Genomic DNA, 22260 nt, shown 5'->3' with positions numbered 1-22260 from the left:
CGACCAGATGGCTCGCTCACTTATCCAGTTTTGTCCATCGCGAGCAGCTCGCGACGACCATTTTCTGCACTACAGGCGCACCTCTCCTGCGGTGGCCAGCAAATGACGACGCGCCATCCACAGGTTTGACAAGGCGAACAGCGTCACCAGTTGTGCGGTGTTCTTCACCAGCCCGCGGAAGCGCACCTTGGTATAGCCAAACTGCCGCTTGATCACCCGGAACGGGTGCTCGACTTTGGCACGCACCTGGGCCTTGGCCTTCTCGATCTTGCGCTTAGCCTTATATAGCGCGCTGCGCTTATCGAGCTTCTTGTAGGTGCTGCGGCGTGCCGCCACCTGCCAGATAACCTTCCGTCCCTCATGCTCTGGGCGTTTTTCAACACCGGTGTAACCTGCGTCCGTACACACCACGTTCTCGACGCCATGCAGCAACTGGCCGACCTGGGTAACGTCCGCCACGTTGGCTGCCGTGCCCACCACGCTGTGCACCAGGCCCGATTCAGCATCGGCGCCGATGTGCGCCTTCATGCCGAAGTACCATTGATTGCCTTTCTTGGCCTGGTGCATTTCCGGATCGCGCTTGCCGTCCTGGTTCTTGGTTGAACTCGGTGCGTGGATCAGCGTGGCATCGACGATGGTGCCCTGGCGCAGCGACAGGCCGCGATCTCCCAGATAGCCGTTGATCACCGCCAGAATCCCAGCCGCCAGCTCATGCTCCTCCAGCAGACGGCGGAAATTAAGGATGGTGGTTTCGTCAGGGATGCGCTCCAGACCCAGCCCCGCGAACTGGCGCAGGATGGTCGTCTCGTACAGCGCCTCCTCCATCGCCGGATCACTGTAGCCGAACCAGTTCTGCAGCAGATGCACGCGCAGCATCGCCATCAGCGGATAGGCCAGACGACCACCTTCGCCTTTGGGGTAGTGCGGCTTGATCAGGCCGATCAACCCCTTCCATGGAACAACCTGATCCATCTCGATCAGGAACAACTCCTTGCGGGTCTGCTTGCGCTTGCCGGCGTACTCGGCGTCGGCGAAGGTCATCTGCTTCATCGGGATACTCGGGCAACGGGATCGGCGAATTTCACCAGATTCGGGAAGTCTTCTTCAGGGTTTCCCTAAGTGAACAACATTACGGGCTACTTCGAGCTCAACGAAAAGACACGCCTCCGGGCGATTCACTCCTCTAACGGAAACCACCATGACTCGGGTGATGGAAGAGCGCTATCACTCGGAAGGCTACAAGTCACCGGCTGCCTCAACTCAAGAGCAGTGAAAGTGTTTGGCGAAGCGAGGGACGCTCCGAGTGCCCTGCGTTGCAAGTCTGGGGCTCTGCGCGGAGCTGGTCAGGCAATCTCTTGTGTCTCCAGCCACGATCTCCGAGGCGATCTCTGGTAGCTACGGTGTCAAAGAAAGTCGCGGCATTCCTTTCGGCCCAGCCACCCATCGCCTCTCGCCTCCAAACCCCTTGAAACGGTTTGACAGGCAGCTTTTTTTCGATCTATCGTATTTATCAGCATAAATACTATAAAAGAGATTTCAAGATGTACGATCCGCTGCAATCGCTTCACCCCGGTCATGGAGCGCCACACGCGCCCTCCTATTGGGTGGCCAGCGCTGGCAACCCCACGCCGGACGACGGCCCCCTGAAAGGGACAGCCGAGGAAGACGTAGCCATCATCGGCTCGGGGTATACCGGTCTGTGCGCGGCGTACTTTCTCGCCCATCAGCATGGGATCAAGGCGATCGTGCTGGAGGCCAATCAAGTTGCCTGGGGCTGCAGCAGTCGCAACGGTGGGTTCGCACGGGTATCGGGCGGGCACTTGTGGCCTTCCGAGTTGATCTCCCACTACGGCCTGGATGTCGCGCGTCGCTATTTCGACGACACCCGCGAAGCCCTGGCCCAGCTCCGCAGGCTAATCACCGAGGGCTCGATCGACTGCGATCCGCAACTCGATGGTGTAATCAAGCTCGCTCACCACCCCAGTCGACTGGCGGGGTTGGAAAGCGAAGCGAATCTGTTCAACCGCCACTTCAATTTCCCAGTAGAGATTCTTTCCGCCAAGGAGCTGCACGATTATCACCGCGGCGGCGAAGTCCACGGAGGCATCCGGCTTCCGGAGGGATTCGGTCTTCACCCGATGAAGCTCGCGATGGGGCTGCTGCGCATGGCGCGCAACGCTGGAGCCAGAGTGCATTCGTCCTCGCCGGTGATCTCGCTGGAACGTAAAGCAGGGCACTACCTGCTTGAAACGCCCGAGGGCGCCATGCGGGCACGCAAGGTCATCATCGCCACCAACGGCTATACCGCCCCCGGGCTCCACCCGTTCCTGCGCGGACGCTACATGCCGGTCCACTCAAGGATCCTGGTTACACGCCCGCTCACCGAGCACGAGATCGGGCTGACCTTGCCCAGTATGGACAGCATGATCGACACGAGGAATCTGCTGTATTACTACCGCCGTCTTCCCGACAACAGACTGCTGTTCGGCGGCCCTGGCGCCGTATCCGGCAACGATGCCGAACATCCCCGCCATCGCGACGCACTGCTGGAAGGCCTCACCCGCAAATTCCCCGAACTGGCCGGTATCGCCGTCGAATACGACTGGGGTGGCTGGGTGTGCATGAGCCAAGACGGGGTTCCGCACATCCATGAACTGGAGCAAAGTCCAGGCGTCTTTGCAGCTCTGGGTTACTCGGGAAGCGGAATCTCCTACGCCACCCTGGCGGGCAGGCGCTTAGCGGCGATGGCCGTAGGCACTCCGGAGACGCCTCCCACCCAGGTCACATCAAGCCCTTTGCCGCGCTTCCCGTTCGCTCGCTTCCTGCGGCTTGGCCAGTACTTCGCCTACCACCTCTACCGCTATCAGGATCGGCGACCCTGATCAGTTCGAGCCCCTCGCCATACTGCGTCCATGCACAAACAATAGAGACAATGCCATGACCTTCACCTTCAAACGCATCGCGCTTTCCAGCTTGCTGATCTCCTCGTCCATCATGTCGACTTTGGCCAACGCCGAATCGGTCACGGTCATTTCCTTCGGCGGCGCTATTCAGAAAGCACAGAAGATTGCCTACTACGGTCCCTTCGAGAAAAGCGCCGGGACCCGTGTAATCGCCGGGGAATACAACGGCGACCTGGCCAAGATCAAAACCATGGTGGACACCCAACATGCCACCTGGGATGTCGTCGAGATGGATGGAAACTCCCTTGCGCGCGCCTGCGACGAGGGGCTGATCACCCAGCTGGACTGGTCAAAGATTCCATCCAAGGCAGACCTGATGCCCGAAGCCGTCAGCGATTGTGGCGTCGGTACCCTGGCCTGGTCCGCCGGCATTGCCTACAACGCGGACAAGCTGAATGGGGCACCGGCCACCTGGGCGGATTTCTGGGACGTGAAGAAATTCCCGGGCAAGCGCGGGCTGCGCAAGAGCGCGGTGCACACCCTAGAGTTCGCGCTGCTCGCGGACGGGGTGCCGAAGGACGAGGTTTACGAAGTACTCAGCACGCCCCAAGGCGTCGACCGGGCCTTCGCCAAGCTTGACCAGATCAAGCCCAACATCCAGTGGTGGGAGTCCGGCGCCCAGCCCCAACAATGGCTGGCGGCAGGCGACGTGGTCATGACCAGCGCCTATAACGGCCGGATCAAGGACGCCCAGCAGGAAGGCACGAACCTGAAGTTCGTCTGGAACCAGAGCCTGTTCGATCTTGACCATTGGGCAGTGGTCCACGGCGCGAAAAATCTCGACCAGGCCTACGCGTTCATCGAGTTCGCCAGCAACACGGAGAACCAGCGGGTCTTCGCCCGCACCATCGCCTACGGACCGACGAACGTGAACGCCGTGAAGGGCCTCTCCGCCGCAGAGTTGCACGACCTGCCGACCGCGCCGGCGAACCTCGATGCCGCGCTGGCTACCGACAACGTCTTCTGGCTGGACCATGCCGAGGACCTAGAAGTGCGCTTCACCGCCTGGGCGTCGCGTTGATCCAACTGGAAAATTTGCAGTGAACGGAGGCGCCATGCGCATTGTGATTGCTCGTATGAACCACGAGACCAACAGTTTCTCGCCGGTTCCTACTCCCCTCTCGGCGTTCAATCCACGCTGGGGGGATGAGGCCCTGATTGCAGGTATCGGATCGGCTACGGCCATGGGGGCTTTCATCGCATTCGCCGAGCGCGTTGGCGCTTCGATCAGGACGCCGGTCTTCGCACATGCAAACCCTAGCGGCCCGGTCGAACTGGCCGCATGGGAACGCATGGCCGCCGCCATCGTGGACGAGGTCGCCAAGGGCTGCGAGGTCGTTCTGCTAGATCTTCACGGAGCGATGGTCACCACCGACGGTGGCGATGGCGAGGGCGCGCTACTGGCCAGGGTCAGAGCGGCCGCCCCGCACGCGAAAATCGGCGTTGCACTGGACCTGCATACCAACCTGAGCCAGTTGATGGTCGACAACGCGGATGTGCTGGTGGGGTTCAAGACCTACCCGCACATCGACATGGTCGAGACCGGGGAGCATGTGGTCCGGGTGATCGAGGGTATGCTCGAGGATGGATGCGGCACCTACAAATCGAAGGTACATCCGCCTTTGCTGGCGCATACCCTGCAAATGAACACCGAGGTGCCGGGCGCAATGCGTGATGCCATAGCAGCTGCGCGGGCCGCTGAAGCCCAGCCCGGCGTTCTGGCGGTGAGCGTGTTCGGCGGTTTCCCCCTCGCGGATATAGCCGATGCCGGCATGTCGGTTCTGGTCGTCGCCCAGGAGCAGCGATTGGCAGATGAAACCGCCAGAAAGATCGCACGGCAGCTCTGGCAAACCCGAGAGGCATTCGTGTTCCATGAGGACGAGCTGTCTGACTCGTTAGCTCACGCGCAGCAGCTGGCCGATAGTTCGGGCAACGGCCCGGTGCTCCTGCTGGACCACGGCGATAACTGCATGTCCGGCGGAACCTGCGACACCATGGATGTGCTTGCCGCAGCGCTGGATCGGGGGCTGACCGAAATCATCACTGGCCCTATCTGCGATCCCACCGCGGTTGCCGTGATGCACGACGCCGGCATCGGTGCGCAGGTGGAACTGCAGCTCGGTAATCAGATGCTGCGCCCGAACGGCACGGTGTCGCCGATTGCCGTGACCGGCAAGGTGGTTGCCGTGAGCGATGGACAGTATGTGGTCAGCGGCCCGACCTACACCGGAATGCGCTGCTCTATGGGGCGGGCGGCGGTGATCGATCTGGGTACCGCGCAGGTGCTTGTCAGTGAGGAGCCCCACGAGCCTTGGGACCTCGGTGTGTTCCACAGCGTCGAACTCGATCCGACCCGCTGCCGTTACCTCATCCTCAAGTCACGCATGTACTATCGTCCGGTGTTCCAGCCAATATCCCGAGCCACGGTGCATTGCGCCAGTCCTGGCGTTACCAGCTCGGATTACACCCTGTTCCCCTACCGACACGTTCCGCGACCGGTGTTTCCGATCGAACCCGGCACTCGTTGGGATGCCGACGCCTGAGACCATGAGCCCAAAGACACCCCCCACGAACTTCCGTCGCCGCAAGATCTCTGACATGGTCGCCGACGACCTGCGGCGCTGGATCGCCCAGGAAAACCTGCAACCAGGCGACCGTCTGCCCAACGAGCGTGCCCTGCTTGAACACTACAGCTGCTCCAAGGGCACGATTCGTGAAGCACTCAAGTCGCTGGAAGTCCAGGGCCTGGTGAAGATGGTCACCGGCCCCAACGGCGGCCCTGAGGTCTGCACTGTCTCGCTGGACGTCATCATGCAGCAGCTGCGGACCTTCCTGCACTTTCAGAAGTTCGACTTCCAGCAGGTCTACAGCCTGCGTCAGAGTCTGGAGGTCATGCTGGCGAAAAGCGTGGTGGGCCGTCTCGACGAGCAGCACCTGGCGAAACTCCAGGCGAACATCACCGAATACGAGCTCCTGCGCGCCCAGGGCGATCGCCAGGGCGCGCGGCGCACCGAGCTGGAGTTCCACGACATCCTCACCCTGGCCTGCGATAACCCGATCCTGGCCTTCATCTGTCGCTTCATCAACGGCCTACTGCGCGACCTGGTCGAGTATCGCAGCGACCAGTACGACGACCACGAAGCCTTCGGCAACCACAACATTGACAGCCACCGTCAACTTTTGGATGCGTACCGCAAGGGCGATGGGAAGGCCGTCGAGAAATTGATGGAAGAGCACATGCATTGCGCTGCTCGGTTTATGGCACGGCTGGATGCGCAATTCAGTTCTGACCTGCTGAGCGGCGCCTCCAACTGACTCGCGGCTGACCGCCCAACCTTCAAGAGCGAGAGTTTGATCGCATGGATACCTACACCCTGAAAAACGCACAGCGGTTCTATATCAATGGCGAATGGATCGAACCGCAGAGCAAGGCAACGCTTGACGTCATCAACCCCGCCACCGAGCAATCCATCGGCCTGGTAGCGATGGGGGCGGGTGCCGACGTCGAGCGGGCAGTCGCGGCCGCCAAGGCAGCCTTTCCAATTTTTTCGCGTACCAGCAAGGAAGAGCGACTAACGCTGCTGCAACGGGTGCTCGAGTCCTACCAGACGCGGTTGGTGGCTGTCGCCGAGGCCCTGACGCTGGAAATGGGAGCACCGGCCAAGTTCGCGCTGGAGTGGCAAGCAGGCATAGGCACTGCGCACATCAAGCAGATGATCCGCTCGCTGGAGCAATTCGAGTTCACCGCGCAACGCGGGACGACACGAGTCGTGAAGGAACCTGTCGGGGTGGTCGCGCTTATCACACCGTGGAACTGGCCGATCAACCAGATCGCCTGCAAGGTTCTACCTGCTCTGGCCGTGGGCTGCACTATGGTACTCAAGCCGAGCGAGCTCGCCCCGTTCAATGCGGTGCTCTTCACCGAGGCGCTGCACGAGGCAGGAGTCCCTCCTGGAGTCTTCAACCTGGTGCAAGGCGATGGCCCGTCCGTTGGGCAGCCGCTGGCGAGCCATCCTGATGTGGACATGGTGTCGTTCACCGGCTCGACCCGTGCCGGCGTGATGGTTGCGAAGACCGCCGCGGACACCGTAAAGCGTGTCCACCAGGAGCTAGGCGGCAAGTCAGCGAACATCCTGCTGCCCGACTGCGATTTACCCAGAGCCGTGGAGCTGGGCGTGCTGGGTTGCTTCTCTAACGCAGGTCAATCCTGTAACGCGCCTACTCGCATGCTGGTGCCTGCTGATCGGCATGCCGAGGTCCTCGAAATCGCACGACAGGTCGCCGAGCATGTCAGCGTCGGTGATCCTCATGCCGCGGGCACGGATATGGGCCCGGTCATCAGCGAGGTGCAGTTCCTGAAAATCCAGGACCTGATCGCCACCGGCATCGCCGAAGGTGCGGAACTGATCAGCGGGGGCCTGGGCCGCCCCGACTTGGTGGAGCACGGATATTTCGTGAGGCCAACCATCTTCGGCAATGTCCAGCCGAGTATGACCATCGCACGTGAGGAAGTCTTCGGACCGGTGCTGGCGATCATTCCCTACGAATCCATTGAGCAGGCTATCGCCATTGCAAACGACAGCGTTTTCGGCCTGGCGGGATACGTCCAAGGGACTAACCAAGAACTCGCGCGTGAGGTAGCTGGGCAACTGCGGGCGGGCACGGTCTACATCAACTATCCCGCCTGGGATCCTGCTGCTCCGTTCGGCGGCTACAAGCAGTCGGGTAATGGTCGCGAATACGCCGATTTCGCGCTACACGACTTCGTGGAGATCAAGGGGATCGTTGGCTACGGCACGCCGTAAGCAGCGGCGAAGAGACAGGGAGGCCTCACAGGTGGCTTCCTCAACGGCGTTAACCCATCAAACTGGAGAAAGAACCATGGAGCAACTACTGCCCGCTGGCGTCATCGATTTCGCGAACCCCACCATTGCGGAGGCTCGTCGAGAGATCAGCGATCCCGCGCTGGTGGACACGCCTTACAGCAGCAGCAGCTGGAGACATTTCACCTCGGACGATCAAAAAGCCGCGGCCGGATTCTGGGAAGCACCTGCCCACCTTCACCGCTGTGAATTCGCCTACGCGGAACTCTGCCATCTGCTGAAAGGGGACGTTCGACTCACGGACAGTAATGGCGTCGCAAAAACTTTTGGGCCAGGGGATTCGTTCCTGGTGCAGAAAGGGTTCAAGGGTGTTTGGGAAAATCTCAGCGATGTGCGGAAGGTTTACTTCATTCTCGCATGAGTGACACCTCTTCCATGCGCGCCCGACATGCCGGAAGCAGTCTCACCGGTTAGTGGTCTGTCCCGGGCTGAGTGGACACTGACTTAAGGTGGATAATGTCCGCCGCAAGGAGTGTTCATGAGCCAGACCAGACGACGTTTTCCCGAATCCTTCAAACGCGAGGCGGTAGAGCAGGTGCTTGCCGGTACGCCGCTTCGTCATGTGGCTGAGACGCTCGGCATCGCTGAAAGCCTGCTGGGCAAATGGAAGCGCCAGTACGAGCAGCAAGGTAACGATGCTTTTCCGGGCAACGGCAAGCAGCGTGGCGAGAGTGCGGAGCTGCGTCGGCTGCGCCAGCAGCTGGCCCAGGTCACCATGGAGCGTGATGTTTTAAAAAGGCGCTCGCCATCTTCTCGCAGCCCACGAAGTGAGGTTCCGCGCCATCGAGGCGTTGGCCGGTCGTTACCCCGTAGCGCCGATGTGCCGGCTGCTACGGGTATCGCGCAGCGGTTTCTATGCCTGGCAACAGCGACCTCCTTCGGCGAGAGAGATGGCGAATCGGCGCCTGAGCAAGGCGATCCGCACCATCCACCATGAGGTAAATGGGATCGATGGCCATCGCCGCATCAAGGCAGAATTGACGGCCATGGGGCATGCGTGTGGCCGGCATCGGGTCGCTCGACTGATGCGCGAAGCCGGTCTGCGCGTTCGTTCGCGCAAGCGCTGGCGGCTGGTTTCCAGTAGTCGCCACGATCTACCGATTGTCCCTAATCACCTGGATCGCCAGTTCGTCTCGGATCGCGCCAACCGGCATTGGGTCGACTCAGCAAGCCCACATGGTCTTGGGTTACTGGGGGGATGTCGGGGATGGGCCGCTGATACTGGATAACCTCCACCCCGATATCCAGCCGATCGCCCAACGGCCGGATCTACACCTGCAATTCGCCTTCGATATAGATCACCTGTATCGATTTGACCACCACCGCTTGATTGTTGCTGGCGACGCTCGGCTACTGCCATGTTGGATGACGCTGAAAGACAGGGTGAGGCGGGAGCAGTTCCCGTCCTCCCCCGACATCCAGCTTGCGGCGGTTAATGGTTCGGCCTCAAACGAAGCCACGACCATTTCGAACTGAGCTGAAGCAGGTTGCAGTTCGAGTGTCGGCGCTGATTGAAAATTGACCCACCCTGCCGATTGAAAAATGACCCAGGGCGGCTTGCCGATTTTCACCTCGGCAATTGTGGATAAGCCTAGCAGCCGACAAACCTGCAAACGAAGCTGACCCCACCTCCGATCCTGTGGCAGGGTCAGCCCGGCGAGATCAGAACGGGTCGTCCTCCGTTTCTTCCCCATGCTGCCGCTTGCGCTCCCGGGCCTGGATCTTGGTCTGTGCCGCCAGACTGCTGTTTTGCAGGCGGTAGGACTCGTTGCCGGTTTCGACGATATGACAGTGGTGCGTCAGTCGATCCAGCAGCGCGGTGGTCATCTTGGCGTCGCCAAACACACTCGACCATTCCGCGAAGCTGAGGTTGGTGGTGATGATCACGCTGGTGTGCTCGTACAGCTTGGAGAGCAGGTGAAACAGCAGCGCGCCACCGCTTTGGCTGAAGGGCAAATACTCCAGCTCATTGAGGATCACCAGATCCGCTCGCAGCAGCCCCCGGGTGATCCGTCCCGTCTTGCCCTCGTGTTTTTCGCGCTCCAGCAGGTTGACCAGGTCGACCGTGGAGTAGAAGCGCACCCGCTTGTTGTGCTGCGTGATGCCGGACACGGCCAGGGCCGTCGCCAGGTGCGTTTTCCCCGTCCCCGGGCCACCGATGAACACCACGTTCTGCGCGGTCTCCGTAAACGCCAAGCTGGACAGCTCCTTGATCAGGCGAGCGTCGGCACTGGAGACGCTGAAATCGAAGCCCGCCAGGTCACGGTGCATGGGGAGCTTGGCCATGTGCATCTGGTGGCTTACTGAGCGCACAGCCCGGTCGGCATGCTCCTGTTCCAGGAGATGTTCGAGCAGCCATTTGGATGACGCTGTGGTGGATTCGCCCTGAGCCGCCAGTTCCGTCCAGGCATTGGCCATGCCGTGCAAACGCAGCCCTTTGAGTTCGTCGGTCAGATGCAGCCGCGCTGTGCGCGAGTACCTTGAAGCCCTTGATGAAGAGGCGCTGGCTGAAGCTCTTCCCAAGAAAGTCTCACTCACTGATCCGCTGTCCCGTTGGACTGCCGCGCCAGGCGGCCCGGCCTTCTTTGCCTACTCCACGAATTACCTGATCGACACTGAGCACGGCACATTCGCGGACAGCTTGAAGGGTTCTCTGAGGCCACCGAGACGGGTCTCCCGCACACCTCATGCCTGCAAAAAATCCAACGTGAAGCCTACACCCCCAAGTCGTCAGGTCTTAGACAGGAAAAACCCCGAGGAGCAGGTCAGGGAAGAACAGCCCCGAAACCAAATCCAAGGAAAATATCCTTTACATTCAGTCACATAGAAAATGAACAAGATCCACAAAAGAGCGTTAAATTCATATTTGACATCTTTTTATGTTTTTATTATCTTTTGGCTCTCATCACACGAGTGAATCGCCCCGGCTTTCCTAGACACTCTCCAAGCTCTGGAAATAACGCTTTTCAAACTCCACTGGCGATAGCTGCATAGCGCTGCTGTGCCGGCGTTTGGGGTTATAAAACATCTCGATGTAATCGAACACATCGCTGCGGGCTTCTTCGCGGGTGCCGTAGGTTTTTCGTCGGATGCGTTCCCGCTTCAGCAACTGGAAAAAGCTTTCCGCCACCGCGTTGTCGTGGCAGTTACCGCGTCGACTCATGCTGCTGATCAGGTTGTTGGCCTTGAGGAAGCTCTGCCAGTCCGAGCTGCTGAACTGGCTGCCCTGGTCGGAGTGGATCATCACTTCCTGCTTGGGCTTGCGCCGCCACACCGCCATCAACAGGGCATCGATGGCCAGGTCGCTGCACATCCGTGGCTTCATCGACCAGCCGATCACCTGGCGTGAAAACAGATCCAGCACCACCGCCAAATACAACCAACCCTCATAGGTGCGGATGTAGGTGATGTCGGTGACCCAGACCTTGTTCGGTTCACTGACGTTGAACTGCCGCTCCAGGCGATTGGGCGAAGCTACCGTTGGCCGGCCGCTGTAATAGCCGGGGCGCCGACGATAGCCGGTCTGCGAGCGCAGCCCTTCTCCCCGCATCAGGCGAGCCACGCGGTGCCGGCCACAGGACTCTCCCAGCTCACGCAGGTCGTCGTGAATCTTGCGATAGCCGTAGACCCCACCGCTTTCCAGCCAGGCATGTTTGATCAACCCGAGCAGGCGCTGATCTTCCTTGGCGCGTACGGATTTCGGCTCGGCCAGCCAGGCGTAGTAACCGCTGGGATGCACTTTCAGGGTCTGGCAGAGACGCCGCACCGGGTACTCCACCGACAGCTTGCTGATGAAGGCGTACTTCAGCCGGACTCCTTGGCAAAGTACGCGGCGGCCTTCCTAAGAAACACCTTCGACCGCCTGGAGCGTGAAGCCGAGCTCGGCTGCTCGGCGGTGTAACCCCTTCAGCACGCGCTCGCGGTACTTTTGCTCATAGTGATCGGCACCGGGATCCTGATAGGCGATGCCGAAACGCATGGCGTTGTAGAACAGGATGGCGATCTTGCGGGCCGTGGCGGTCACCGCCTTGGCCTTGCCGATGCGTGTCGACAAGCGTCGGTAGAAGGCCCCGAGGGCCGTGTTGGTTTTGCCAATGGTCACCGCGGCCAGGCGCAGGAGGGCGGTCACCCGATTCTTGGTCTTGCGCGTATGCGCCGACAGCACCTTGCCGCCGCTGATGCGGCAGCCGGGTGCCAGGGTCAGCCAGGAGGTGAAGTGCTGGGCGGTACGCCAACGACTGAGGTCAGTGCCGCACTCGGCGACCAAGCGCAGTGCCAGGTAAGGGCCGATACCGTGGATCTGGGTCAGATCCACGCCGACCAGTTGATAGAGCATGGCGCGGACGTCGAAGTTGAGGGCATTCGGCTGTCGGGTGCGGTGGCGTGGTTTGGGTAGCGGCTCGCTGGGACGCGGCTGCTGCTGGGCGAGCCCTTGCAGGCTCTGGGCAATCTGCTGGTCGCACAATTCGAGTTGTGCCTGATAGGCGTCGTACATGGCCAGCGCCTGGGCCAGGGCAAACACGTGCTCCGGTTGGTAGTTGCCCACCAGGGCACTTTGGATGGTCTCAGTGCTCGACTTACAGCGGGTGTCGCGCAGGGTGGCCAGTTTCGCCGCGTTGCGCTCGCCGGCGACAATCGCCCGGATGATTCGCATGCCCGTGGCCCCGGTGATGTCGGTGACCACATGGTGCAACTGCAAATTCATGTGGGTGAGCGCCTTCTGCATGTGCTGGATATGCGCCGCGGCGTAGTCGAGATGCCGCTCGCGCAAACGCAGATAGCTGCGTAACGCCGCAATCGCGCGGGCTGGATGAAAGCTGGCCCGCAGCAAGCCACAGGCGTGCAGGCGCTGGATCCACTGCGCATCGTTGACGTCGGTCTTGCGCCCGGGCACCGCTCGGGCATCGCGGGCGTTGGCCAACACGACCTGCAGCCCGCGACTCTCCAGAATCTCGTAGACCGCAATCCAATACACCCCGGTCGACTCCATCGCCACCGTGGTGATTCCGAGGTCAACCAACCAGGCCGCCATCTTCTCCAGGTCAGCCGTGAAGGCCTGGAAGGTCCGCACCGGTTCCTCGGTGAGGTCGCCGGGCACCGCGACCACATGGAAGCGCGAACCGATATCGATGCCGGCGGCACGATCATGAATGACCGGCAAGCCGCGCGCTGATTTGAGCTTGCTCATGAGCACCCTCCACACAGGACAGGCCGGACGGGGACTCGGATCAGATCACCTTCCTAAACGGGGTCACGAAACGCGCCGCCACTCACGGGTCCGCAGCTTCCCCTGGGTCAGGTTTTTTGACGGGGACTCAGCCTCCAAAAAGCAAACGACCACTGTCCGGCGGAGTCAGTGTAGTGGGCGTGTTTCTAATCCCATGGGCCGCGGTGCGCCGGGGAGGCGGTTTTTTAGGATGTCTCGCTCTTCGGTCACCCGCTTGAGTTCGGCGCGCAGACGACGCAGTTCGGCCTGCTGCTCGTCTTCCTGCTGCCGCTGTTCCTGGGGTTTGCCGTAGCGCTTGATCCAGGCATACAGGCTATGCACCGACATGCCCAACCGCGCCGCCACCTCGGCAACGGGGAGGCCGCGCTCGGTCACTTGCTTGACCGCTTCGATTTTGAATTCTTCAGGGTAACGCTGGTTGCTCATGGCACCTCCTAACGGGCCTCATTATGAGGCTTGGAGGTGTCTACGAAACTAGGGGCGATTCACCCGACAAATCGCCGAGGCCATCCAAGAAATAACTAATGCAAGCGGCGTAGCCGTAGTTATTGAGGCCAGGCACATGTGCATGATGATGCGTGGAGTTGAGAAACAAAATTCCGTAATGAGCACCTCTGTAATGCTAGGGATGGTCTGAAAAAGACTTCCCGAATCTGGTGAAATACGCCGATCCCGTTGCCCGAGTTTCCCGATGAAGCAAATGACCTTCGCCGACGCCGAGTACGCCGGCAAGCGCAAGCAGACCCGCAAAGAGTTGTTCCTGATCGAGATGGATCAGGTGGTGCCGTGGAAGGGTTTGATTGCCCTGATCGAGCCGCACTACCCCAAGGGTGAAGGTGGTCGTCCGGCGTATCAGCTGATGGCGATGCTGCGCGTACATTTGATGCAGAACTGGTTCGGCTACAGCGATCCAGCGATGGAGGAGGCGCTGTACGAGACCACAATCTTGCGCCAGTTTGCCGGGCTGAACCTAGAGCGTATTCCCGACGAAACCACCATCCTCAATTTCCGTCGCCTGCTGGAGAAGCACGAGTTGGCGGCCGGGATTCTGGCGGTGATCAATGGTTACCTGGGCGATCGGGGCCTGTCGCTGCGCCAGGGCACCATCGTCGATGCCACGCTGATCCATGCGCCGAGTTCGACCAAGAACAAGGACGGTAAGCGTGACCCGGAAATGCACCAGACCAAGAAGGGCAATCAGTATTACTTCGGCATGAAGGCCCACATCGGCGCGGATGCCGAGTCTGGCCTGGTGCACAGCGTGGTGGGGACGGCAGCCAACGTTGCTGACGTTACCCAGGTCGACAAACTGCTGCATGGAAAGGAAAACATGGTCGGCGCCGACGCGGGTTACACCGGCGTAGAGAAACGCCCGGAACATGAAGGCCGGGAGGTGATCTGGCAGATTGCGGCCCGCCGCAGTACGTACAAGAAGCTGAGTAAGCGCAGTGCGCTGTACAAAGCCAAGCGCAAGATCGAGAAATCCAAGGCCCAGGTGCGCGCCAAAGTCGAGCACCCGTTCCGGGTGATCAAGCGCCAATTCGGCTACGTGAAGACACGCTTCCGTGGCCTGGCGAAGAACACCGCGCAGTTGGTGACACTGTTCGCGCTGTCGAACCTGTGGATGGCGCGCCGACATTTGCTGACGAATGCAGGAGAGGTGCGTCTGTAATGCGGGAAATGGCCGGCGCGAGGTGCTCGCGCCGGCTATAAATCCGGAAAGAGGGGATGATTTGATCGTTTTTTAGCCGAATCACCGTTTTGAAATCGGCAAGGGCTGGAGTCAGCCAGAAATACCTGACTACTTCAGACCATCCCTAGGGACCTTCCGAGAATCGAGCAACACTCGCCAGGAATTTTTACAGCTTATTGGACGGAGTAATTAAGCATGACTGAACTGGCCCCAGGATAGCCAGAATTCGAATTAAAGATCTCCACCTACGCACTTACATTGGCACCAAAGAAGAGGAGATAAGAAACAAACAGAACATACTGATTAACTTAAGCATTCTGTACAGAGCAACAGATGCAGCGCGAGATAATAACATTAACTACGCACTAAACTACCGCACAATCAGCAAGGCTGTTATCCAATTTGTCGAGAATAACCGCTTCACATTGCTTGAGCGTTTGATTCAGGAAATCTTAGATCTAGTGATGGAATACATCCCTGTGTGTTTTGCAAAAATAGAGGTGGATAAACCGCATCCGACGGCACCAACGACCCATTGGCCCCTACCGCTGACCTCGTAGCATGGCGGGCCCATGTAATCGGGAATACCCGAATCCACCTGTTTCCGAGAGGGCATTTTTATCTCGAGCCTCAAACCAACCCGAAATAGCGCTCGAAGAACAACGCCAGCTTGCCCAGCACTGTCTGCTTCTTGACCGCATGCCCGTTGCCCTGGGAGAACCGCGATACCGGCGGCAGAATCTTGGTGATAGCCGTGCCGGCCGTGGGGATTGAGCCATCACGGAACGCTTGTTCAACGAACTCGCGCGCCGCCTCGGCGTTGAGGTTTTCCTCCATGATGATGCGCTCCAGCTCCTCGGTCTTCTTGGCCGCCATGAAGCTCTGCCACTGCGCGTCCACCTTGGCCCTGGTGTTCACCGACTCCACGAACTGAACGATGAGATCCTTCTTGTTGCGCAGGCTGGGGCTGGCATTGATGGCGCGCTCGATGGTGGCGCGGATTTCCTTGTCTTCGCCCGAGCCTTTTTTCTTCAGGTACTGCTCGACCAGCAGCAGGATGTAGTCGACGTTGATTTCCACCTGCTTGATGAGCTCGATCTCGAAGACCACGTCGTCGTTGATCGACTCCTTCTCCGCCGCCGATGTCGCCCGGAACTCGGCATACAGGTTGAGATAAATGCTCTGGTAATCCTGGAACTGGCGCTCACTGAGAATCTCGTGCCCGGCAAAATCGTCGAAGGCCGTCAGGATGTTTTTCAGCCGCAGGATCGAGCCAAACAGCTTGATGAAGGATTTCTGCGCCGCTTCGCCGACGATGGCCTGCCCCAGCGGGAATTTGTCTAGCAGCTCGCCGACTCGGGCTTGGTATTCAGCGTAATACTCGGCGTAAGGCTTCAGCAGCACGATACCCTTGGCGTCCTTGTTGCCGAACAGGGCCAGCGCATCGTTGGTTTCCTGCTCCAGGTTGCGGAAGGAGACGATGTTGCCGTAGGTCTTCACCGAGTTGAGGATACGGTTGGTGCGCGAATACGCCTGGATCAGGCCATGCGCCTTGAGGTTCTTGTCCACCCACAGCGTGTTCAGCGTGGTGGCGTCGAAGCCGGTCAGGAACATGTTGACCACGATGACCAGGTCCAGCTCGCGCTTCTTCAAGCGCTGCGACAGATCCTTGTAGTAGTTCTGGAACTTGTCCGCCGATGTGTCGAAGCTGGTGGCGAACAGCGCGTTGTAATCCTTGATCGCGGCATCCAGAAAATCCCGCGAGCTTTGATCCAGCCCCTCGGCCTCGAACTCCTCCTCGCCAAGCAGGCCGTCTTCGTCGTCCTCGTTGGCGGCAAAGCTGTAGATCAGCCCAACCTTGAGCCGCTGGGCCTCGGGCAGTGCCTGCTGCTGCGCGGCAAATTCGGCGTAGTAACGCTTGGCCGCATCAATTGAGGCACAGGCAAACAGCGAGTTGAAGCCTGCCACCCGCTTGCCGTCATGGCGATAGGTGCTGGCGCGCTTGGTCTTCTGATCAAAATGCTCGCGGATATAACCGACGATCTGGCTGATGCGCTCCGGCGCCAGCAGGGCGCGCTCCGTGTCGATGGCCGAAACCTGCTTGTCCTTGATCCGCGCCTGCATCTTGAGGGTATTGATGTAGTCGATGCGAAACGGCAGCACGTTCTTGTCGTTGATCGCATCGACGATGGTGTAGGTATGCAGCTTGTCGCCAAAGGCCTGCTCGGTGGTGCGGCGCAACGGGTTGCCGCCGCTTCCCGAGTTCTTCGCGAAAATCGGCGTGCCGGTGAAACCGAACAGATGGTAGCGCTTGAACACGCGGGTGATTTCACCGTGCATATCACCGAACTGGCTGCGGTGACACTCGTCGAAAATCACCACCACATGCGCGTCGTACACCGGGTGCTTCTTATTCTTGGCCACGAAGCGCGAGAGCTTCTGAATGGTGGTGATGATGATCCGCGCGTTCTGGTCTTCCAGCTGCTTCTGCAGCACCGCGGTGGAGGTATTGGAGTTGGCCGCACCTTTCTCGAAGCGCTCGTATTCGCGCATGGTCTGGTAGTCCAGATCCTTGCGATCGACCACGAACAGCACCTTGTCGATGTCCGGCAGGCCACGGGCGAGCTGGGCGGCCTTGAAGCTGGTCAGCGTCTTGCCCGAGCCCGTGGTGTGCCAGATGTAGCCACCCGCCGCCACGGTGCCCAGCTGGCGGTGATTGGTTGAGGTGGCAATACGTTGCAGGATGCGCTCGGCGGCCACGATCTGGTAGGGCCGCATCACCAGCAGCTTGCGATCCACATCGAACACGCAGTACTTGGTGAGCACGTTCAGCAGCGAATGCTTGGCGAAGAAAGTCTTGGTAAAGCCCACCAGCTCGGTGATGGGCTGGTTGCGCGCGTCGGCCCACCAACTGGTGAAGGAAAAGCTGTTGGAGGTTTTGCTTTTGCTGCGCTTGCCGGACTGCTCCTTCAAGTGGCCGTCGCGCACGGTGTTGCTGTAGTACTTGGTCAGCGTGCCATTGCTGATCACGAACAGCTGCACGTACTCGAACAAACCGCAGCCCGCCCAGAAGCTGTCGCGCTGGTAGCGGTTGATCTGGTTGAAGGCTTCGCGAATGTCCACGCCACGGCGCTTGAGCTCGATATGCACCATCGGCAGGCCGTTGACCAGTACCGTCACATCGAAGCGCGTGGCGTGCTTACCGCCCTGCTCGCCGGTTGGCGTTTCGTACTGATTGATCACCTGCAAGACGTTGTTGTGGATATTGGCCTTGTCGATCAGGTAGATGTTCTTGCTGCTGCCGTCATCGCGCTTCAGGACCTGAACGTGGTCTTCCTGCAGGCGCGCGGTTTTTTCCAGAATGCCGTCATTGGCACCCGCAATGCTCGTAGTGAAAAACTTCTGCCACTCGGCATCGGAAAACACCGTCTTGTTGAGCTGCTCCAGCCGGGCCCGCAGGTTGGCAACCAGCTCGGTCTCCGAGCTGATCGGCAGGTACTCGTAGGCCTGCCGCTGCAATTGCTCGATAAGGGCTTGCTCCAGCGCTGCCTCGCTCTGGTAGCCGGTTTCCTTGACCCCCTCGGGCACAAACTCGGCAACCACCGTGCTCTCGTTGGACAGGGCAATGGCCTCGTAGCGGTAGGGCTGGATCTCGATGCTCATAGGGCTTCCTTGAAGGTGAGCAAACGGTCGCGGTAATACGCGTACTGCTGGCGGCGAGCGACAATCTCGGCGGGCAGGCCGACGGAGATGTCATTTACCAGCGCATCGAACTTGTCGAGGATGGCGACGATGCGTGCCTGCTCCTCAAGCGAGGGAACAGGGATGGTCAGCTTGGCCAGGCTCTCTGAGGACAAGCGCTTCACCTTGGCTCGGGCGACAAATTTGTTCTTCTCAGCGTGAAACGCCGTGGTCTGGAAGTAATAGGAAACGAACCGTGGGTTCAGCGAATGCCGAAAGGCAAAGCAGTCGTCATGAATCGCCACCTCGCCACTGCCGAGCCACGCCACGGCTTTACCTACATCCTCAACCGTCTCGCCCACGCCAGCGATTATCAAATCGCCAGGCTGCGCAAAGCGGAGCGTCGGCGCCATATCGGTGCGCACGTGTGAAACGGTTGTCTCGGTGGCGGTGCCGTACTGCGTGTAGATGTCGCCATAGTGAACGCACGGCACGCCGGCATCCACATAGTCAGCCTTGGTGAAGCGGCGACCTCGGAAGAACTCGCCGACCTCGGCCATCGCGGCCCAGCGAATATCCTGATCGCTGAAAGCGAGCAAGGCGTCGCGGTAGTACTGGTACTGGCCGCGACGCGCCTCCAGCTCCGCCTCCAGCTCCGCCTCCAGCTCCGCCTCCAGCTCCGTGAAAGCGTCAAGAACTTTTACGATCTCGCGTTGAATTTCGAGCGGCGGTACCGGAAACCGAAATCTCTTGAACCCATTCATTTCGACCGATGCAAAACTCGATGTCGTCGTGTTGTTGCGACACCACTCACTGAGTACGAAGCAGTAGTAAAAAGCAAACTTCATGTCCAGGAGAGAAGAGAGTTCAGGCTTCAGCGCGAGCGAAGTGAACCTTTGGTTCGAGAGATGTGGAACAGTGATGAGCGCATGCTCACCAATGGTAGCTGAGGTCGCGATGATGATGGAGTCGGCAGGAAAGAGCCTCCCACCTTTCACTGCCTCTTCGGTGATTTGCTGGAGCGACTCACCCAAGATTCGACCGTTTTCACGGATGTCTTCCATTCGGAACCAGGGTACGGTTCCCTCAGTCCAGTAGGACTTATTGGTCGTCGAGGGTGTATAGCCATTCTTCGTGTCAAAAAGCTCCTGGAGCTCCAGGAACTCCACGCCCTCCGGACAAAGCTCAGCGATCAGCGCATCGATCCGGCTCATGGCTTTTTCTTCCCGGTGATTTTCTTCTGCACCGTCTTTACGGTTTCCAGATAGGCCGCTTCCACCTCGCTCGGCTGCTCGGCCAACTGGGCACGGAACTTGGCGTACTCCGATTCGGCGTGAGCAATGGCCTGCTGATGGCTGACTTTACCGGCACCTTCCAGGGCCTTGCCGCCCATGGCCAGGATCAGTTGCTCCAGGTGCGCGAGCCAGTCCTTCATATAGGTCGGCTCATGGTTCATGGCACGGAACTCGGCGGCGTCGAAATAGGCCGAGACCAGCGTATTCAGGCGTTTAAGCTCGTCGGCGTTGAGGTAGTTCTTGGCGTTGCTGACTTCGGCCTTGGTGGGCTGCTTGCCGCTGAAGGACAACAGCCCCATGAAGGGCTTACCGGCATCGGCACGTTGCCTGACCACTTCCGCCGCCGTCTGACCGTGGGCCGCGTAATGCAGCTTGTTCTGTACGGCCTTGAAGAACACCACGCTGGCTTCGGCCTTGGGGTCGTAATCCAGGCTGGTGGCGTACAGGTCGAGCACCTGACGGTAGAGCACCTTCTCGCTGGAACGAATGTCGCGGATGCGATCCAGCAGCTCTTTCCAGTAGCTGCCGCCGCCCAGATTCTTCAGGCGCGCGTCATCCATGGTGAAGCCCTTGACCAGGTATTCACGCAGGCGCTCGGTGGCCCAGATGCGAAAGCGCGTGCCCTGCTGCGACTTGACCCGGTAACCGACCGAGATGATGACGTCGAGGTTATAGAAGTTGGTCGGCTTGGTAGAAAATTCGGAAATCCCGATTTTTCTCATCACCTGCTCCGGCACCAGCTCGCCTTCCTCGAAGACGTTCTTGATGTGCTCGTTGATGGTCGACTTGGCCTTGCCGAACAGCTCCGCCATCTGCTCCTGGGTCAGCCAGACCGTATCGCCGTCTAGCCGCACATCGATGGCGGTTGCATCGCCACGTTGGTAAAGAATGATTTCCCCTGCTGGTTGCTCGCTCATGCCAGGGCTCCTTCCAGATCCGCAACGATGGCATCGATCTGCTTTCGCAGCTCCGTCTGCCGGGCAACGATGCCGCTGATTTTCTCGTTGAGCTCACGAATATCCACCGCTTCGCTGGTGTCGGCCTGCTCGACATAGCTGGAGACGGCGATGTTGTAGCCGTTGGCGGCGATGTCGCCGTTCTCCACCATGCGAGCGAAATGGTCGATGTTCTGGCGAGCGGTGAATGCGTCGAGGATTTTCCGCTGGTGATCGAGCAGCAGCTTGTTCTTGTTGCCGCTGCGCACAAACAGGCTGGAGGCGTCGATGAACAGCGTGGCGTTGTCGTGCTTGGACTTCTTCAGCACGATGATGCAGGTGGCGATGGTGGTGCCGAAGAACAGATCCGGCGGCAACTGGATGACGGCATCGACGTAGTTGTTGTCGATCAGGTACTTGCGAATCTTGGCTTCCGCACCGCCGCGATAGAGCACGCCGGGGAACTCGACAATGGCAGCCGTACCGTTGACCGCCAGCCAGCTGAGGATGTGCAGGGTGAATGCCAGGTCGGCCTTGCTCTTGGGCGCGAGCACGCCGGCCGGAGCGAAGCGCGGGTCGTTGATCAGCAGCGGGTTGGCATCGCCCTCCCATTTGATCGAGTAGGGCGGGTTGGAGACGATGGCCTCGAAAGGCTCGTCGTCCCAGTGCGCCGGGTCGGTCAGGGTGTCGCCGTGGGCGATGTTGAACTTCTCGTAGTTCACGTTGTGCAGGAACATGTTGATCCGGCACAGGTTGTAGGTGGTGAGGTTGATTTCCTGGCCGTAGAAGCCCTGACGCACCTTGTTGTGCCCCAGCACCTTGGAGAAGCTGAGCAACAGCGAGCCGGAGCCGCAGGCTGGGTCATAAACCTTGTTGACCTCCTTCTTGCCTACCACCGTGATGCGGGCCAGCAGTTCGGAGACCTCCTGCGGGGTGTAGAACTCGCCACCGGACTTGCCGGCGGTGGAGGCATACATCTGCATCAGGTATTCGTAGGCGTCGCCGAACAGGTCGATGCTGTTGTCGGCAAAATTGCCCGAGCTGTTGCCCAGCGGCAGATCGCCGATGGCGTCGAGCAGCTTGACCAGTTTTTCGTTGCGCTTGGCCACGGTGGGGCCGAGCTTGCTGCTGTTGACGTCCAGGTCATCGAACAGCCCCTTGAAGTCGTCCTCACTACCAGCGCCCAACGCCGAGGCCTCGATGTCCTTGAACACTTTCGACAGGGTTTCGTTGAGGTTCGGGTCATGGCGGGCGCGCTTGCGCACATTGGCGAACAGTTGCGAAGGCAGGATGTAGAAGCCCTTTTCCTGAACCGTTTCGTAACGGCCCACGATAGCGTGGGCGTCTGCCAAATCGATGTAGTCAAAATCCGCACTGCCCGCGCGGCGCTCCTGTTCGTTGAGGTAGTTGGTCAGGTTCTCCGAGATAAAGCGGTAGAACAGCATGCCAAGAACGTAGGTCTTGAAGTCCCAGCCATCGACGCTGCCACGCAGGTCGTTGGCGATGCGCCAGATGGTTTTGTGCAGTTCGGCGCGTTCAAGATCTCTGGTATTGCTCATGGGGCGGTAATCACTCTCAGTTTT

The 22260-nt window shown here is 59.7% G+C and carries 17 protein-coding genes and 5 pseudogenes; 13 read left to right on the top strand and 9 right to left on the bottom strand.

The genetic code is table 11. The features are described from left to right. Positions 1-69 precede the first annotated feature (69 nt). Complete coding sequence (locus tag PJW05_RS03505) at positions 70-1050, bottom strand: IS5 family transposase (RefSeq protein ID WP_108240866.1); 981 nt, start codon at positions 1048-1050, stop codon at positions 70-72. A 491-nt stretch (positions 1051-1541) separates the two neighbouring features. Between PJW05_RS03505 and PJW05_RS03500 the strand changes: the two genes are divergently transcribed. The 8 genes from PJW05_RS03500 (at position 1542) to PJW05_RS26675 (ending at position 9075) form a co-directional block, all read left to right on the top strand. Further along, a complete protein-coding gene (locus tag PJW05_RS03500; RefSeq protein WP_108240865.1) occupies positions 1542-2882 on the top strand; it encodes an NAD(P)/FAD-dependent oxidoreductase in 1341 nt (446 codons plus the stop codon). Between the two features lie 55 nt (positions 2883-2937). Next, the gene (locus PJW05_RS03495; RefSeq protein WP_108240864.1) at positions 2938-3984 is read left to right on the top strand and encodes an ABC transporter substrate-binding protein; all 1047 of its coding nucleotides are present in this window, start codon (positions 2938-2940) and stop codon (positions 3982-3984) included. 34 nt (positions 3985-4018) lie between these two features. Further along, on the top strand, positions 4019-5506 hold the full coding sequence (locus tag PJW05_RS03490; RefSeq protein ID WP_108240863.1) for a M81 family metallopeptidase: 1488 nt from the start codon (positions 4019-4021) through the stop codon (positions 5504-5506). Between the two features lie 55 nt (positions 5507-5561). After that, positions 5562-6278, top strand: coding sequence for a FadR/GntR family transcriptional regulator (locus tag PJW05_RS03485; protein ID WP_205579779.1), 717 nt, complete (start codon positions 5562-5564; stop codon positions 6276-6278). Between the two features lie 59 nt (positions 6279-6337). Continuing rightward, on the top strand, positions 6338-7768 hold the full coding sequence (locus PJW05_RS03480; protein ID WP_411303178.1) for an aldehyde dehydrogenase family protein: 1431 nt from the start codon (positions 6338-6340) through the stop codon (positions 7766-7768). A gap of 76 nt (positions 7769-7844) precedes the next feature. After that, a complete protein-coding gene (locus PJW05_RS03475) occupies positions 7845-8207 on the top strand; it encodes a cupin domain-containing protein (protein ID WP_108240860.1) in 363 nt (120 codons plus the stop codon). Positions 8208-8324: 117 nt separating this feature from the next. Beyond that, entirely contained in the window at positions 8325-8783 is a 459-nt protein-coding gene (locus PJW05_RS03470) for a transposase (protein ID WP_108240859.1), read from the top strand. After that, a complete protein-coding gene (locus PJW05_RS26675; protein WP_108240858.1) occupies positions 8665-9075 on the top strand; it encodes an IS3 family transposase in 411 nt (136 codons plus the stop codon). Before PJW05_RS03470 ends, PJW05_RS26675 begins: the two co-directional genes overlap by 119 nt. Before the next feature lie 433 nt (positions 9076-9508). Here PJW05_RS26675 and istB read toward each other — a convergent pair whose 3' ends face one another. Further along, on the bottom strand, positions 9509-10264 hold the full coding sequence (istB, locus tag PJW05_RS03460) for an IS21-like element helper ATPase IstB (RefSeq protein WP_108240857.1): 756 nt from the start codon (positions 10262-10264) through the stop codon (positions 9509-9511). A 40-nt stretch (positions 10265-10304) separates the two neighbouring features. On the opposite strand from istB, the pseudogene PJW05_RS03455 reads away from it, so the two are divergent. Next, positions 10305-10484: pseudogene (locus tag PJW05_RS03455) on the top strand (IS5/IS1182 family transposase); the annotation flags it as partial. Positions 10485-10778: 294 nt separating this feature from the next. On the opposite strand, the pseudogene PJW05_RS03450 reads toward PJW05_RS03455, so the two are convergent. The 3 genes and pseudogenes from PJW05_RS03450 to PJW05_RS03440 form a co-directional block, all read right to left on the bottom strand. Next, positions 10779-11687: pseudogene (locus PJW05_RS03450) on the bottom strand (IS3 family transposase); the annotation flags it as partial. Beyond that, positions 11688-13034, bottom strand: coding sequence for an IS110 family transposase (locus tag PJW05_RS03445; protein ID WP_108240856.1), 1347 nt, complete (start codon positions 13032-13034; stop codon positions 11688-11690). 222 nt (positions 13035-13256) lie between these two features. Further along, a pseudogene (locus tag PJW05_RS03440) lies at positions 13257-13499 on the bottom strand (transposase); the annotation flags it as partial. 61 nt (positions 13500-13560) lie between these two features. Here PJW05_RS03440 and PJW05_RS03435 point away from each other — a divergent pair. The 4 genes and pseudogenes from PJW05_RS03435 to PJW05_RS03420 form a co-directional block, all read left to right on the top strand. Beyond that, a pseudogene (locus PJW05_RS03435) lies at positions 13561-13710 on the top strand (GTP cyclohydrolase I); the annotation flags it as partial. Positions 13711-13764: 54 nt separating this feature from the next. Further along, on the top strand, positions 13765-14745 hold the full coding sequence (locus PJW05_RS03430) for an IS5-like element ISPst5 family transposase (protein WP_014820685.1): 981 nt from the start codon (positions 13765-13767) through the stop codon (positions 14743-14745). 145 nt (positions 14746-14890) lie between these two features. Next, positions 14891-14959 (top strand): annotated as a pseudogene (locus PJW05_RS03425) (GTP cyclohydrolase I FolE); the annotation flags it as partial. Positions 14960-14981: 22 nt separating this feature from the next. After that, on the top strand, positions 14982-15326 hold the full coding sequence (locus tag PJW05_RS03420; RefSeq protein ID WP_108240855.1) for a FolB domain-containing protein: 345 nt from the start codon (positions 14982-14984) through the stop codon (positions 15324-15326). Between the two features lie 70 nt (positions 15327-15396). Here the strand turns inward: PJW05_RS03420 and PJW05_RS03415 are convergent, their stop codons facing one another. The 4 genes from PJW05_RS03415 to PJW05_RS03400 are packed head-to-tail and all read right to left on the bottom strand — an operon-like array spanning position 15397 to position 22236. After that, positions 15397-18429: a type I restriction endonuclease subunit R gene (locus PJW05_RS03415; RefSeq protein ID WP_108240854.1), complete on the bottom strand. Its 3033-nt coding sequence runs from the start codon at positions 18427-18429 to the stop codon at positions 15397-15399. Beyond that, positions 18426-19661 (bottom strand): restriction endonuclease subunit S, encoded by a 1236-nt coding sequence (locus PJW05_RS03410; protein ID WP_108240853.1) that lies wholly within the window; start codon positions 19659-19661, stop codon positions 18426-18428. Before PJW05_RS03410 ends, PJW05_RS03415 begins: the two co-directional genes overlap by 4 nt. Continuing rightward, positions 19658-20659 (bottom strand): virulence RhuM family protein, encoded by a 1002-nt coding sequence (locus PJW05_RS03405; RefSeq protein ID WP_108240852.1) that lies wholly within the window; start codon positions 20657-20659, stop codon positions 19658-19660. The genes PJW05_RS03410 and PJW05_RS03405 overlap by 4 nt, the downstream gene beginning before the upstream one ends. After that, positions 20656-22236 (bottom strand): type I restriction-modification system subunit M, encoded by a 1581-nt coding sequence (locus PJW05_RS03400; RefSeq protein WP_108240851.1) that lies wholly within the window; start codon positions 22234-22236, stop codon positions 20656-20658. Before PJW05_RS03400 ends, PJW05_RS03405 begins: the two co-directional genes overlap by 4 nt. Between the last annotated feature and the right edge of the window lie 24 nt (positions 22237-22260).

The organism is Pseudomonas sp. Q1-7 (genome assembly GCF_028010285.1).
Lineage (GTDB): Bacteria > Pseudomonadota > Gammaproteobacteria > Pseudomonadales > Pseudomonadaceae > Metapseudomonas.
This window is presented reverse-complemented; position numbering and strand designations above follow the sequence as displayed.